Source organism: Shouchella rhizosphaerae (genome assembly GCF_036700015.1).
In the GTDB taxonomy this organism is placed as follows: Bacteria; Bacillota; Bacilli; order Bacillales; family Bacillaceae_D; genus Shouchella; species Shouchella rhizosphaerae.
On sequence record NZ_CP144921.1, the window covers coordinates 1,568,627 to 1,582,381 of the forward strand.

Below are 13,755 nucleotides of genomic sequence, written 5' to 3' on the forward strand. Positions count from 1 at the left end.
CATTTTTCGACACACTCTGATTGATTTTACATGAAGACCCCTTTCTCCTTCAAGTGAAAGTTCAAAAACACACGATTTGCCGACAAAAATGACAGACTGATAGAAAACGCTTGACAGACTAGGAGTGCAGGCGAGGGAAGATGCGAATAGAACGGGGGTTCATGAGGATATGACCGAGACAAACGACGACGTATGCGGGCGTTTGTCTACGGTCTGCAGCCTTCTTGTACAAGAAGGCTGCTAAAACTTACAAATTTGGGTACATCGGAAATGTTTTTGTCAATGCGGCAACACGTGAACGGACGCTGTTTAGCGCTTCTTCATTGTCGATGTTTTTGAGCGTCAGTGCAATGAGTTCGCCAATTTCATCCATTTCGTTTTCCCCAAAGCCACGCGATGTAACAGCGGCGGTGCCAATTCGAATGCCACTCGTTACAAATGGTTTCTCAGGATCAAATGGAATTGCGTTTTTATTGGTTGTAATGCCGACGGCGTCTAACGCTTTTTCAGCGACTTTGCCGGTCAATTGCAAGGAACGCAAATCAAGCAACAGCAAATGGTTATCCGTGCCACCAGAAACGATGTCCACGCCTTCCGCTTGAAGCTTTTCGCCAAGGCGCTTTGCATTGGCAATGATTTGCTTGGCATACGTTTTAAATTCATCTGACAATGCTTCTCCAAAGGCAACCGCTTTTGCGGCAATCACGTGCATAAGCGGGCCGCCTTGAATGCCTGGGAAGATCGACTTATCGAGCTTTTTCCCAAATTCCTCTGCCGTCTCCTCATTGCACAAAATCATGCCGCCCCGTGGGCCACGTAACGTTTTATGAGTCGTTGTTGTGACAAAATGGGCGTAAGGCACAGGGTTTTGATGGAGGCCTGCAGCGACAAGGCCAGCAATATGGGCCATGTCTACCATAAGATAAGCGCCAACTTCATCCGCAATTTCCCGGAATTTTTTAAAGTCGATTTCACGGGGGTAAGCACTTGCTCCAGCTACAATTAATTTAGGCTGGTGCGTCTTGGCTGCTTCTCTAACGGCATCGTAATCAATGCGCTTGTCGTCTTCACGGACGCCGTATTCCACAAAACGGTATTGAATGCCACTAAAATTGACTGGGCTGCCGTGCGTTAAATGGCCACCATGGGACAAGTTCATGCCAAGCACCGTGTCTCCATGTTCGAGAATAGTAAAATAAACGCCCATGTTTGCTTGTGCGCCAGAATGCGGCTGAACATTAACATATGCGGCGCCAAAAAGTTGTTTCGCTCTGTCGCGCGCGACGTCTTCAGCAATATCAACATACTCGCAGCCACCATAATAACGGCGACCAGGATAGCCTTCTGCATATTTATTCGTCAAGACCGAGCCTTGCGCTTCCATAACCGCTTCGCTGACAAAGTTCTCTGAAGCAATCAATTCAATTTTGTCTCGTTGCCGGCCAAGTTCTTGGCGAATCGCTTCAAATACGGCTGGATCTTGCGTTTTTAAATGTTCCATCATACCCTGCCCCTCTCACAACATTCGTTTTTTAGTCTAATTGCTTTTCATTTTATCGTATATATCGCTAAAAGAATAGGTTTTTCCGGAAGATAATAAGCGATTTTTTTCTTTTATTCAGTTTCAACCGTTATCCCTTTCCATTAAAAAAGGACGTTGCAATTTGCGTTTCATTGTTTGTACTGGCAGCGACGCTTCCTGACAACCGATCGCCGCGGCCTTGATAGCGCTAATGTTTAAGGGAATAGCGGGCCCGTTCTCCGCCAATTAATTTCGGCCTAGAATAGGCAAACGTTACGTGGGCGCTGCCTAATGAATTTGCTGAAACGCGCACAGGTACAGCGACCGGCTTTAAATGCATGCCGATGAATGTATCGCCAATGTCAATCCCAGCGTCGCAGTCAGCTTGTTCAACTAGAACAGGGTCTTGCATATGCTTATAGGCGTACGCAGCCATAGCACCGCCAGCCCGAGGTACAGGTACAGCCGCTACTTCTGTGAACCGGTGGGCATGGGCAATGGCACGCTCAACCACTAAAGCACGGTTTAAATGTTCACAGCATTGGAAAAGGAGATGAGCGCCTGTTTCCTTGCTAAAGTGAACGAAAGCGTCATATAGTTCAGCCGCAATTTTTTCTGAACCTTGTTTGCCGATCCGGCCGCCTCCCACTTCGCTTGTCGATGCACCAACAACAAAAAGTTTTCCCGCCAAAGGAGGCGCTTCCTTTGTAAACTCACTAAGCAAATCAATCAAGCTCGTTTTTCTCGCCGTCATAAGCCTGCCTTCTCTTCATAAGCAGCAATTTTGCCGATTCTCGTCTGGTGGCGTCCGCCTTCAAACGCTTCCCCGAGCCATGTTTGAACAATTTCAACAGCAAGCCCAGGGCCGATGACACGCTCCCCTAATGCAATCATATTTGTATCGTTATGCTGTCTTGTCGCTTTTGCGCTAAACGTATCATGAACAAGGGCACAACGTATGCCTTTTACTTTATTGGCAGCAATTGACATACCGATGCCCGTCCCACAAATTAAAATGCCGCGGTCAAACTCTCCTTGCGCCACTTTTTCTGCGACAGGAAGGGCATAATCCGGGTAATCGACAGAACCTTCACAATCACAGCCAAAATCTTTATAGGAAAGCCCTATTTCCTCTAACATCGCTGTAATCTCTGCACGAAGCCTTGTTCCACCGTGGTCTGAAGCAATCGCAATTTTCATTGTTGGACACTCCTTTTGGTTTAAAAAAAGCGTCCTATATCGACGCTTTTACTAGGTTGATTCTATTGTAAACTTTTCAATCGTTGTCTTCAATTGCTTGGCTTGATTCGCTAAGTCAAAGGATAGCTTTGCTGCTTCCTCTAAAGCTTGGCTTTGTTCCTCTGTCATCGCGGCGACTTCCTCTGCTCCGGCAGATGTTTCTTCTGCAATCGCTGCCACTTCCTGTGTTTTTAATGAGCTTTCCTTGATCGATTGCCGCTGCTTGTCTGACAATAGCGACACTTCGCCAATTAATGCGGCTACCGTTTTCACAGACGCTTCCATCTTGGCAATTGCTGCAGTGGTCTGTTCGCTTTCCTCTCTCTGTTTTCGGGCAACCGCTGCTTGCGCTTCAATATCGGCCACCGTTTGCTGCATTTCTTCTTGGATGGCAGCAATTAATTCCCCTATAGAAGCGACAGCACGGCCGCACTCATCTGCCAGGTTTCGCACTTCGTTAGCAACTACGGCAAAGCCTTTGCCATGTTCGCCAGCCCTTGACGCCTCTATTGACGCATTTAAAGCGAGCAAATTCGTCTGTTTGGCGATCGAGCCAACGAAACTAGCGATTGTTTCTACTTCCGCCGCTTGCTGTTCCAAACGGCGGACAGACTGCAAAGATGCCTCTTGCTTTTTTGATAGCTCGCCCACTCCGTTCACGAGCGAATCTGTCCGTTTGCGGCTTTCTTCGAGAGTAGCAACCATCTCTTCGGCTTGGCCTTTTGAGGAGTCTGCTTTTGCTTTCATTTCTGTCGCCATAAGCGTCGTATCTTCTAAGGTGGCTGCCGTTTCCTGAATTGCCTTTGCAGAGGCTTCAGCGCCACTGGCGATCTCTGCCATCGTTAAACCAATTTGATTACCTTGGCTCGAAGATCGCTCCGTAGCATCAGCAAGCTGTTTGACACGCTTATCGGTTTCGACAAAATTCACCTCAATGTCCGAAGTCATTTGCTTTAAGCTGGCAAGCATGTCATTGCAAGCAATCCCTAGAGCCCGTAGCTCGTCATCCGATTTGGAAAGTTTTACAGATGTATTGACAGAACCAGCAGCTGCTTGTGTGACAGCCCGTTCCAATTCGCTTAAAGGTTTTGTAATAAAGGGAGCAAGCAAATAGCCAAAAATGGCGCTCCAAATGACACCGACAAATAAAGTTAACGGTATCACCAACCGAGGGTCAATGGACATCGCCTGCGCGAGATAATCAGCCAGGAAATATAAAATAAACGCGCTGCAGGCAAATGTTACAACGGCTACTGCGCTGACTCCTACTACTAACTTTTTGCGAATGCTGAATTTATATGTTCTGCCGACACCGTTCCCTTCCACATCGTCACCCTCTATGCTTCGTTTTTTTCAATAAATTTTAATACGGCCGCTTTAATTTCCGCGGCGGTTTTTTCATACGTTTCTGTAGAGCCACCAAATGGATCGGAAATGTCACCTGTTTCGCCAGCAGCTTCTTTCAGCGTTTGCACCTCTACATGCTCGTACATGCTTTCAAGCTGTGCTTTATGGCTTTGTGACATGACCAACACGATATCAGCCCAATCGATTAATTCTGCAGTGACTTGCTTCGCTTCATGCTTGTACAATAAGCCTTCTTTTTCAAGTACATATTGAGAGCCGCTCGAAAGCCCGCTTCCTGCATGAGCAAAAAGACCAGCAGAGCGTACTTCGAAGGCGCCTTTCCCTTCTTTTCTTAAAAACGCTTCCGCAAGCGGCGAGCGGCATGTATTCCCAGTGCATACAACCAATACACGTTTTTTCATTTCGTCGTTTTTCCTCCCAAAGTCGTTTGTTTTAGTCTACCATATCTGCTTTTGGGGGTTAAACGCGCTCCACCATTACGCTATGGAAACATCGGGACGGCCGTTCCCTTGGCATTAGAGGGGAAGCATAATCTTTAAGCCAAAGCCAATCAACACCAGGCCGCCTAGCAGCTCGCCATATGCACCTAAAAACTTTTGAAAATGAGAGCCAACGATTAAGCCAATCCATGACATCACCATGCTCATCGTTCCGATCATTCCGACGGTCACATACATTTCTGTGCCAAGAATGCCGAATGACAGTCCGGCAGAAAAGCTGTCAAGGCTGACACCGACAGCAAATAGAAGCAAACCCCAACCAGCGGGCTTCAATCCTTCAGCTCCATGGTCAGAAAATGCGTTTAGCGCCATTTGTACACCAATTATCAATAATAAGCCCCCGCCAATATAAGTCGCAATGACATCAAAGTGGCCTGAAAGCCATTTTCCTACAGCCATTCCGGCGAGGGGCATGGCCACATGAAACAAACCAATTGTCAAGCCGATTCGGAAAATTTGCTTGCCTGACAACTTCAACATGCCCATACCGAGCGCCACAGAAAAGGCATCCATCCCTAAAGCTGCCGCCATTATACATATCGTCACAAACTCATGCATTGTTTATCCCCTCTTTCGCAAAAAACATGCTATTTGAACATATGCGCGCCTGCGAAATTTTAGACAAGCTGAAAGCGGTTGTCTAAAAAGGAACAGAAAAAAAGCCTGCCGCTTATAGCAACAGACTTTCATCTTTGATTATTGTTCTACTTCATCCGTCATGGCGCTCCAGCCATCCAAAACAGCGCCGAACTCCGTTGTCAAGTCTTCGAGTTCCTTTAATTTCGCTTTAACCGCTTTGTATGTTAGCACCATTTCTAATGTACAGGAAAGGGCATAGCCTTGTTCTTCTTCATGGAGGCTTGTTTCAAACCCATGTTGGCTCACTAGCCTCGCTGCTTTCTTCGCCATTCGTTTATTCTCAATTAATAATATGAATTCTACTTCCCGTGGTTTCTCCAAATCGCAGCCAGCATTTTTTAACTGTTGTAAAACGATGCCTTCCTCGTCATTCGGGAAGTCAACAGGGACAGGCAATGCTGTCGAGTAAAAATAGAAGGCTCTGTTTTCGTCCTCAGACATAAGTTCTTTTTCAAAACCATGGTCTTCTAAGATTTGAGCGATCGCGTCAGCATCAGGACGGGCCACATCATGAATATAGCCTACATCTTTCAACCCGCTTAAGTGAAAATAGCGCTGCCACTCTTCAAGCCAATCTGAAAATGACTCGGTGGCTGCAATCGCTTCAGGAAACGGCTTCAAAATCACCACACTCTCGAGCTCTGCATCTGTTTCGTTATAAAAAAACGAAATCATATCTAAAATCTCTTGTAATTCGCTTCGCCCGTCAAACTCTCTTCGTTCATGGGCAAATACGTCATCGGATACAATATAATAAGGAACGTCCCATTCCTCACGTGCAAGCCTTACTTGTATCGTCCCGTATATTACGTCTGTTTCTTTCTCTACAAACGTAGAGTAGTTCATCTTTGCCTCAAACCTTGCCATCTTTCCCCTCCGTACTCACCCTTTTCCTGATCATACCATAAGCGGTAGTCAGCCGACAGTCTATTTAGCCAACAAAGGCATTTTCACAAACTAAATGCTACACCCTTTTGCCGCCTGCCGCTTTTTCGAGCCTGTTCATAATCGCGCGGCCGACTCCCTCAGTAGGAACGGTTTTTACATAAATGATGTCTGCTCCTTGTTCGTCAAAGTCGCGAAGAACGCCATACAAAATATGAGCGGTATGCTCAAGCGACTCGCCCCGGCGAACAATATCGGCTTTATAATCGGCCGTTCCCGTCGTTGCGAACACAGCGACTTTTCGCCCTTCTTTTTTCGCTTCCGCCACTAAATGATGGATGGTGTCGTCACTGTCAACAAGTATTACTTCTGCATTTGGTGCATAATGGGTATATTTCATCCCCGGCGATTTTGGAGCACTGTCCGCCGTCTCCAAGGCTGGATCAATGTCGACCTTGCCGATGACCGCTTCAATTTCCTCAACAGACACGCCGCCTGGTCGGTAAAGCATGGGTGTCGGTTTCGATACATCTAGCACAGTTGACTCAAGGCCAATGCCCGTCGCTCCCCCATCGACGATTCCGTCGATTTTGCCGTCTAAATCGGCGATTACATGTGCCGCTGTTGTCGGCGAAGGACGGCCAGACACATTGGCACTCGGAGCTGCAACGGGCAGCCCACATTCCTGTAACAACTTTAAAGCAACGGGATGGGAAGGCATGCGAACACCGACAGTTGATAGTCCGGCTGTTACATTTTCAGCAATGGCTTCTTTGGCCTCTAAAATTAATGTTAACGCTCCTGGCCAAAAAGCTGCCATGAGTTTGCTGGCGTTTGCCGGAATCGTTTTGACCAGCTTGTCCAACTGGCTGTTGTCGCCAATATGGACAATCAGTGGATTATCGCTAGGCCGCCCTTTTGCTGCGAATATTTGTGCGACCGCCTTGTATGAGAGGGCATTGGCGCCAAGCCCATAGACCGTTTCGGTTGGGAAAGCAATCAGCTTATTTTGTTTTATCCACAGAGCTGCTTCTTGAATCATCTCGGTTTTTTCGCCAGAATCCTGTTCCTTATCCACAATCCATTGTTTCGTCTGTTTATAATTCACTCGTGTTCGCCTTCCTCTCGCTTTTCCATCCACATTAATCAAATCGAAAAAATCCTTTTATGTCAATGGTTATCCCTTATAGTCTCATTTATCAAAACAGAAAGTCAGCTGCCGAAAACAGGTTACCCACACCTGTGGATAACCTGTTCATAAGTTAATAGAGCGCTATTTTTATTTTATTTGACTCAACTATTCACAATCCTTATCCACAAATCCACAGTTAGGAAGAAAAAGGCGAACAAACATAAGCCCAAATGGAAACGCCATCCTGTTCCACTACCGTTTGATAGTGCTCCATTTCTTTTATTTCATTTGGTATGGCATCGGTTTCTTGACGTTTAAAGCCGAGCAGTTCAAATAATGTGGCGTTGCCTTGACTGGCAGCAAACACGGTTTCTACTCCTTCTGTTTGCGCATAGGCTAGCGCCATTTGGATAAATTCAACCAATGCACTTGAACTCATTTTTGCGCTGTCCATGACCATGGTCCGGAGCAAACCGTAGATAGTGGCTTTTTCCAGGCCCACTGTTGCAATCAATTCGCCTGCGTCATTTTCTACGACAATCAATGGGTCTTCTAACGTTACGGGTTGTTTGGTTTGCATCCGGGCAAATAATGCCTGAACAGCCAGCAGGTCTGTTTCTTCCATTTTTCGAACGGTAAAAGCCATCTCCGCCCCCTCCTTTTACTTCATCCTATGAGAGGGCTTGTACAAATATGCCTATTAGGCAAATAACCGATCCCAGATCGATTCAAACCATTCTACAAAGAAAAACGATGTTTCCACTTCGGCAGCTTCCTCGGTGCCGCTGTATTGGTCGCTATTGCTACCTTCTGCCGCTGTATTGGTCGCTTCGCCATTGTCCATGTCTAAAAAGCATAATGGCGGAAACAGTACACACCACCAATTTTCGCCTTGACCTTCCCCTAATGTAATCAGGACAGCGTGGTACAGTCCAGCAGGGTATACCATGTTTCCGTACAGCTTCGTTGGAAAGGCAACCTCTTTATCAAACGCAACGGAATAGTCTTGGTCGACGCCTTTTGCTGCTAGCTGCTCTGCTACGATCGCTTCAAGCTCAGGAACACGTGAAGCAATTTCAGCAGCAGCTTCGTCCATCGTTGCCATTTCCCCGATCCATTCTCCAATAGCGGCATTTACTTCGTCACGAATTTCCCGTTTTATTGCTTGATCGGCAATCGAGTCGCTATTGGCTAATATCCGTAAGCGAATAGCATCATCCGCAGAAACTTGTCCATGATAGGCGCCTTCCGCCTGTGCATTCTGTGCTTCCCAACTCATTAAACCTACAAATAAAGAGATTAATAGATACATAATAGCTCTTGGTTTCATTGATTGCACCGCCCTTTCCTTACCAATGTTGGTCAGGAAAAGGCCGTTTTAAACACAAAATCATTCGACAAAAACAGAAGGAGCGCTAATCAATATTATGGCCTTGCCGTCCCAGATTGCCAGAAACAAACACAATCCGGTCTTTCCCATTTATGTCATAGACAATGTTTATATCAGCAAAGGGAAACGCGGCAGCAAACAACGCTTGAACCGCTTCGCCTTGGCCAGCGCCAATTTCGACTGCGACCAATGAGCGCGGATGGATGCAAGCGGGCACTTCTTCCGCCAGCCGCCGATAAAACATTAGCCCATCTTCTTCAGCAAACAATGCCATTTCCGGCTCGAATTCACGCACATGGACCGCAAGGCTGTCCCGATCACGATACGGAATATAGGGGGGATTGGACACAATGACATCAAATACCGCTCCTGCTACTGGCGCTAGTAAATCGCCTTTGGCAAACGTTATGTCGGCACCTAACCGCTGGGCATTTTCCCGGGCAACGTCTAGCGCTTTCTCGGAAATATCAGTCGCGGTTACATAGCAATCGGGTCGCTCTAGCTTTAACGTAAGCGCAATCGCCCCACTGCCCGTACCGACATCAAGGATGGCTTGAGGGCCAGGCTTTAATTTATTAAGCACGAGCGCAACAAGCTCTTCTGTTTCTGGGCGAGGAATAAGGACGTCGCCATTAACGAGAAACGTCCGCCCATAAAATTGTTCATAGCCGAGTACGTGCTGGACAGGAACCCCTGAAGCCATGACGGCCACATCTTGTTTAAATGCTTGCCAAACTGGTTCTGGGAGGGGGTCTCTTAAGCTTGCCAATAGTTTGGCCCGTTCCATGTTCCCATGGTGCCGCAATAGCCATTCCCCTGCTGTAGGTTCAACTCCGTTTTCCTGCAAAAAAGACGAAGCCCAGCGAAGAGCTTCGTGAATCGTAATCGCCATTATTCCTCTGCCTTTTTCATTGCTTCTGATTGATCGGCAACTACAAGGGCATCAATGATTTCATCAAGCTTGCCTTGCAAAACTTGCTCAAGTTTCTGCAGCGTTAAACCGATGCGGTGGTCCGTTACACGGCTTTGGGGAAAATTATACGTACGGATTCGCTCTGAGCGATCGCCTGTACCGACGGCAAGTTTGCGGGACTCCGCGTATTCTGCTTGCGCTTCTTGCTGAACTTTATCAAAAATACGGGCGCGGAGGACTTTCATCGCTTTTTCTTTGTTTTTAATTTGCGATTTTTCGTCTTGGCATGAAACAACTGTATTTGTCGGCAAATGGGTTAAGCGCACGGCTGACATTGTCGTATTGACGCTTTGCCCACCTGGGCCGCTCGATGCAAATGTATCCACGCGGATGTCTTTTTCGTGAATGTCAATTTCCACTTCTTCTGCTTCTGGAAGCACGGCCACCGTCGCCGTCGATGTATGGATGCGGCCGCCTGATTCCGTTTGCGGCACCCGTTGTACGCGATGCGCGCCATTTTCGTATTTAAGCTTTGAATATGCGCCGCTGCCATTGACCATAAAGATAATTTCTTTGTAGCCGCCAAGCTCAGTCGCGTGGGCTTCAATGACTTCTGTTTTCCAGCCTTGCATTTCAGCATAGCGGTGGTACATTTTGTAAAGGTCAGCTGCAAAAAGCTGTGCCTCGTCGCCGCCAGCAGCACCGCGAATTTCGACAATTACGTTTTTGTCATCATTCGGGTCTTTTGGCAACAATAAAATTTTCAAGCGTTCTTCCAATTCGGCCTTTCGCTCGCTCAACTCATCCAGCTCTTCCTTTACCATTTGATACATGTCATCATCGAGCTTTTCTTCGAGCATCGCTTTTGCATCTGCCAATTGTTCTGTGACTTGTTTATATTGTCGATACGTTTGTACGGTTTCTTCTATTTGTGCTTGTTCTTTTGAGTATTCTCTTAATTTTGTTGCATTGCTAATCACATTGGGATCGCTTAATTGCTCGTTTAAGTACTCATAACGATCTTCTACTGCTTGCAATCGTTCTAACACGACGTCACCTCATTCTTCATTGCGGCACTCCTTCCCCATTATAGTATACGCCTTCATTAACGGTCAATCTAGCTAAGGGACAACGCGGTTTGTTCATTCGGTTTGCGGGAATACTATTTGTACTTTGTTCAAAAGGCCGTTTTCATTAAAACCATGCACAGAAAAGGCGGGATTTATGTGAAATATATCATCATCGGCGGCGATGCAGCTGGAATGAGCGCAGCCATGCAGCTCGTTCGCAAAGATGCACAAGCCGATATTACTGTATTGGAAAGAGGCGAACATTATTCGTACGCCCAGTGTGGCTTGCCCTACTGGATCGGTGGCGAAATTGAATCAGATCGCAAACTTATCGCCCGGGATGCCGACACCTATCGCATCAAGCATGGCATCGACGCCCGCATTAACCATGAGGTAAAGGCGGTTGATACGAAACAAAAAACGGTTTCCGGGGATGGCTTTTGCCTTCCTTACGACAAACTGTTAATCGCCTCAGGGGCGAGCCCTGTCATTCCAGACTGGGAAAACGGCGATTTAAAAGGGATTTATACATTAAAAACCATTCCAGATGCAAAAAAAATAATTGCTGCCCTCGGTACGGAAAAGAAAACCGTAACCGTCATCGGCGGTGGTTCGATTGGGCTGGAAGTAGCTGAAAATCTCGCTAAAGCGAACCACCATGTAAGGATTTTGGAACGGGCCAAGCGGCTGGCGATGAATTTTGATAAGGAAATGGCGGATTATATTCATGAGAAAGCCATTGATGAGGGGATCGAGCTTGAGTTAAATCACGAAATCATTGGCTTTAGCGGCGACAAAGACGGCCACGTTACTGGCATACGCACCAACTTGACTGAATGTCCCACCGACATCGTCATTGTTGCGGTCGGCGTTCGTCCAAATACCGACTTTTTGCGAAATACCGATATTCACCTCAACAACAACGGCGCCATTCGTGTGAACCGCTATATGGAAACAAATGTGCCAGACGTTTATGCAGCAGGCGATTGCGCAACGCAGTATCACCGTCTAATCAACAAAGACATGTATTACCCCCTTGGCACGCATGCGAATAAGCAAGGGCGGATCGCTGGCCTGAACATGTGTGGGAACACACGCGTCTTCATGGGAATTGTCGGGACGCAAATTTACCAGTTCTTTGACTTAGCGCTCGCACGTACTGGTTTGTCTTCCCGTGAAATCGAGGAAATCGGCTATCCTTACAAATGCGTGCAAGCCAAGCTTCCCCATGTTGCTGGCTATTACCCAACAAACGAAACGATCCATATACGCCTTCAGTTCCATGCAGAAACGGGCGTCGTCCTAGGCGGCCAGTTCATCGGGACAAAAGGCGTCGACAAACGCTGCGATGTCCTTGCGACCGCATTGTACCATGGCATGACCATGCAAGATCTCGAAGAACTTGATTTAGGGTATTCCCCTCCTTTTAACAGTGTATGGGACCCGTTGCAACAAACAGCCAGGCGCCGGCCATAACAATTATGTGCAGCCGAGGGAAGATGTGAATAGAACGGGGGTTCATGAGCAGCGGTTTTCTTGCGCATGAAACGACCGTTTCAACGCATATGAGTGAGGCAAACGACGAAGTATGCGAGCGTTTGTCTACAGGCTGAAGCGCAAAGCCAATGGCTTTGCGCTCCTCTTTAACGGACATGGACTTGATAGCGAGGGATTTCTGCCTCAAATGCACGTTTGAGTTTCTCCATCCTCTTGCTCGTTTGTTCTTTGCTCCAGGATGGTGACGGGTACGCTTTTACGTAAACATCACCGCCGTTGACAATCGCGGCGCCAGAACGAAATCCTTGACTCTCGACAATGCCTTCCACTTGCGCAGCATCGTCGGCAAGCGTACGGTGAGGCACACTTGCGTCTCGATAGCTTGTGCCAATATTCGTTAGGCGCGGATCATACGTTTCATGTTTCATATGCTCAAAATTAAGTGGGCCTGGACCAAAAGCACCTTGTCCGTAATGTTTGTCATGCTGGATGTGCTGTGAGCTGAAATTGGCGTTTGAACATCCAGCGAGCAAAAGAGCGATTGCAATCCCTGCTGTTGCCGACTTCATCCGTCTCCCCCTTTGTGCAGCTTCGAAAAAGAAGCGTGCATCATTAGGGTCCCACGCCTACAAAAAGACATTCATTTTTAGGTTGATTTACATCTTGCTCATCTAGGGCATAATCTCATACAGTTAAAGGCGGGTGTTGGTGGCATTTGCGACAAACGGGATAATATGTTTCGTTGCCGCCAATTTGAATTTGTTCCCCGTCATAAATCGGCTTGCCTTGCTCGTCCACACGCAAATTCATGATTGCTTTTTTATGGCAAAACCAGCAAATCGTTTTCATTTCTTCAATTTTATCTGCGTACAGAAGCATGTATTTGCTTCCTTCAAATAACTCGTTGCGAAAATCATTTTTTAAGCCAAACCCCATTACCGGAATGTCTAAAGTATCAACAATATTGGCCAGTTGGAGGACATGCGCTTTTGTTAAAAACTGCACTTCATCGATTAATACACAGTACGGCTTTTGTCGGCAGCTTTCAACATAATCAAAAATATTGGTGTCATCGAAAATTGGCACTGCCCGGCGGCGAAGGCCGACGCGGCTGGACACATAACCGACTTCATCCCGTGTATCCATTCCTGATGTAAAAATCAAAACTGGCTTTTTTTGTTCCTCGTAATTGTTGGCCACTTTTAAAATCTCAATCGACTTTCCGCTGTTCATTGCGCCATACTTAAAAAAAAGCTGTGCCATAAGCCCCTCCATAAAAAAACAGGCAAGAGACTCTTGCCTGATGATCACGCATTTTTCTTATTAAAGATTGTATTTCTTTTTGAAGCGATCGACACGGCCACCTGCATCGGCAAGTTTTTGTTTGCCTGTATAGAATGGGTGGGAATCAGAAGAAATTTCGACTTTAATCAACGGATACGTATTGCCGTCTTCCCATTCGATCGTTTCGCTAGAACCGCGAGTCGAACCAGTCAAAAATTTAAAGCCCGTGCTTGTATCCATAAATACAACTTTTTGGTAAGTTGGATGGATTTCTGGTTTCATGATTTCATCTCCTTTTGCCCTGAATCTCTTCGAA

At 46.8% G+C, this 13,755-nt stretch carries 16 protein-coding genes; 1 reads left to right on the forward strand and 15 read right to left on the reverse strand.

Translation table 11 applies throughout. The annotated features are described in order from the left end of the window. Positions 1 to 247: 247 nt before the first annotated feature. The 12 genes from glyA to prfA all read right to left on the reverse strand — a co-directional run bounded on the left by glyA (position 248) and on the right by prfA (position 10,637). Positions 248 to 1,501 (reverse strand): serine hydroxymethyltransferase, encoded by a 1,254-nt coding sequence (glyA, locus tag V5G21_RS07885; RefSeq protein WP_212929902.1) that lies wholly within the window; start codon positions 1,499 to 1,501, stop codon positions 248 to 250. A gap of 229 nt (positions 1,502 to 1,730) precedes the next feature. Beyond that, positions 1,731 to 2,276 (reverse strand): TIGR01440 family protein, encoded by a 546-nt coding sequence (locus tag V5G21_RS07890; protein WP_212929901.1) that lies wholly within the window; start codon positions 2,274 to 2,276, stop codon positions 1,731 to 1,733. Then, positions 2,273 to 2,722, reverse strand: coding sequence for a ribose 5-phosphate isomerase B (rpiB, locus tag V5G21_RS07895; protein WP_063609281.1), 450 nt, complete (start codon positions 2,720 to 2,722; stop codon positions 2,273 to 2,275). The genes V5G21_RS07890 and rpiB overlap by 4 nt, the downstream gene beginning before the upstream one ends. Positions 2,723 to 2,773: 51 nt before the next feature. Further along, positions 2,774 to 4,087, reverse strand: coding sequence for a methyl-accepting chemotaxis protein (locus tag V5G21_RS07900; protein ID WP_073304455.1), 1,314 nt, complete (start codon positions 4,085 to 4,087; stop codon positions 2,774 to 2,776). 11 nt (positions 4,088 to 4,098) lie between these two features. Continuing rightward, on the reverse strand, positions 4,099 to 4,530 hold the full coding sequence (locus V5G21_RS07905) for a low molecular weight protein arginine phosphatase (RefSeq protein ID WP_011248701.1): 432 nt from the start codon (positions 4,528 to 4,530) through the stop codon (positions 4,099 to 4,101). Between the two features lie 114 nt (positions 4,531 to 4,644). Continuing rightward, positions 4,645 to 5,187: a manganese efflux pump MntP family protein gene (locus tag V5G21_RS07910; RefSeq protein ID WP_212929900.1), complete on the reverse strand. Its 543-nt coding sequence runs from the start codon at positions 5,185 to 5,187 to the stop codon at positions 4,645 to 4,647. Between the two features lie 138 nt (positions 5,188 to 5,325). Beyond that, positions 5,326 to 6,135 carry a ribonuclease E inhibitor RraB gene (locus V5G21_RS07915; RefSeq protein WP_212929899.1) on the reverse strand — a complete coding sequence of 270 codons (810 nt, stop codon included), beginning with the start codon at positions 6,133 to 6,135 and terminating at the stop codon, positions 5,326 to 5,328. Positions 6,136 to 6,232: 97 nt separating this feature from the next. Then, complete coding sequence (locus V5G21_RS07920; RefSeq protein WP_212929934.1) at positions 6,233 to 7,195, reverse strand: L-threonylcarbamoyladenylate synthase; 963 nt, start codon at positions 7,193 to 7,195, stop codon at positions 6,233 to 6,235. Between the two features lie 286 nt (positions 7,196 to 7,481). Then, on the reverse strand, positions 7,482 to 7,931 hold the full coding sequence (locus V5G21_RS07925; protein ID WP_011248705.1) for a hypothetical protein: 450 nt from the start codon (positions 7,929 to 7,931) through the stop codon (positions 7,482 to 7,484). A 54-nt stretch (positions 7,932 to 7,985) separates the two neighbouring features. After that, a complete protein-coding gene (gene spoIIR / locus V5G21_RS07930) occupies positions 7,986 to 8,615 on the reverse strand; it encodes a stage II sporulation protein R (protein WP_011248706.1) in 630 nt (209 codons plus the stop codon). A gap of 85 nt (positions 8,616 to 8,700) precedes the next feature. Then, entirely contained in the window at positions 8,701 to 9,567 is an 867-nt protein-coding gene (gene prmC / locus V5G21_RS07935) for a peptide chain release factor N(5)-glutamine methyltransferase (protein WP_095254573.1), read from the reverse strand. After that, complete coding sequence (prfA, locus tag V5G21_RS07940; RefSeq protein ID WP_011248708.1) at positions 9,567 to 10,637, reverse strand: peptide chain release factor 1; 1,071 nt, start codon at positions 10,635 to 10,637, stop codon at positions 9,567 to 9,569. Before prfA ends, prmC begins: the two co-directional genes overlap by 1 nt. Before the next feature lie 177 nt (positions 10,638 to 10,814). Between prfA and V5G21_RS07945 the strand changes: the two genes are divergently transcribed. Then, positions 10,815 to 12,134 (forward strand): FAD-dependent oxidoreductase, encoded by a 1,320-nt coding sequence (locus V5G21_RS07945; protein WP_095236344.1) that lies wholly within the window; start codon positions 10,815 to 10,817, stop codon positions 12,132 to 12,134. 167 nt (positions 12,135 to 12,301) lie between these two features. Here the strand turns inward: V5G21_RS07945 and V5G21_RS07950 are convergent, their stop codons facing one another. The 3 genes from V5G21_RS07950 to V5G21_RS07960 form a co-directional block, all read right to left on the reverse strand. Further along, positions 12,302 to 12,724 (reverse strand): hypothetical protein, encoded by a 423-nt coding sequence (locus tag V5G21_RS07950; protein ID WP_011248710.1) that lies wholly within the window; start codon positions 12,722 to 12,724, stop codon positions 12,302 to 12,304. A 115-nt stretch (positions 12,725 to 12,839) separates the two neighbouring features. Continuing rightward, a complete protein-coding gene (locus tag V5G21_RS07955; protein WP_011248711.1) occupies positions 12,840 to 13,418 on the reverse strand; it encodes a thymidine kinase in 579 nt (192 codons plus the stop codon). A gap of 60 nt (positions 13,419 to 13,478) precedes the next feature. Then, complete coding sequence (locus V5G21_RS07960) at positions 13,479 to 13,721, reverse strand: type B 50S ribosomal protein L31 (RefSeq protein WP_011248712.1); 243 nt, start codon at positions 13,719 to 13,721, stop codon at positions 13,479 to 13,481. Positions 13,722 to 13,755 lie beyond the last annotated feature (34 nt).

Excerpts from the sequence above, each read along its gene's own strand:
- glyA (WP_212929902.1), bottom strand. The coding sequence starts at position 1,501 with ATGGAACATTTAAAAACGCAAGATCCAGCCGTATTTGAAGCGATTCGC.
- V5G21_RS07890 (WP_212929901.1), bottom strand. The coding sequence starts at position 2,276 with ATGACGGCGAGAAAAACGAGCTTGATTGATTTGCTTAGTGAGTTTACA.
- rpiB (WP_063609281.1), bottom strand. The coding sequence starts at position 2,722 with ATGAAAATTGCGATTGCTTCAGACCACGGTGGAACAAGGCTTCGTGCA.
- V5G21_RS07905 (WP_011248701.1), bottom strand. The coding sequence starts at position 4,530 with ATGAAAAAACGTGTATTGGTTGTATGCACTGGGAATACATGCCGCTCG.
- V5G21_RS07910 (WP_212929900.1), bottom strand. The coding sequence starts at position 5,187 with ATGCATGAGTTTGTGACGATATGTATAATGGCGGCAGCTTTAGGGATG.
- V5G21_RS07915 (WP_212929899.1), bottom strand. The coding sequence starts at position 6,135 with ATGGCAAGGTTTGAGGCAAAGATGAACTACTCTACGTTTGTAGAGAAA.
- V5G21_RS07920 (WP_212929934.1), bottom strand. The coding sequence starts at position 7,195 with ATGATTCAAGAAGCAGCTCTGTGGATAAAACAAAATAAGCTGATTGCT.
- V5G21_RS07925 (WP_011248705.1), bottom strand. The coding sequence starts at position 7,931 with ATGGCTTTTACCGTTCGAAAAATGGAAGAAACAGACCTGCTGGCTGTT.
- spoIIR (WP_011248706.1), bottom strand. The coding sequence starts at position 8,615 with ATGAAACCAAGAGCTATTATGTATCTATTAATCTCTTTATTTGTAGGT.
- prmC (WP_095254573.1), bottom strand. The coding sequence starts at position 9,567 with ATGGCGATTACGATTCACGAAGCTCTTCGCTGGGCTTCGTCTTTTTTG.
- V5G21_RS07950 (WP_011248710.1), bottom strand. The coding sequence starts at position 12,724 with ATGAAGTCGGCAACAGCAGGGATTGCAATCGCTCTTTTGCTCGCTGGA.
- V5G21_RS07955 (WP_011248711.1), bottom strand. The coding sequence starts at position 13,418 with ATGGCACAGCTTTTTTTTAAGTATGGCGCAATGAACAGCGGAAAGTCG.
- V5G21_RS07960 (WP_011248712.1), bottom strand. The coding sequence starts at position 13,721 with ATGAAACCAGAAATCCATCCAACTTACCAAAAAGTTGTATTTATGGAT.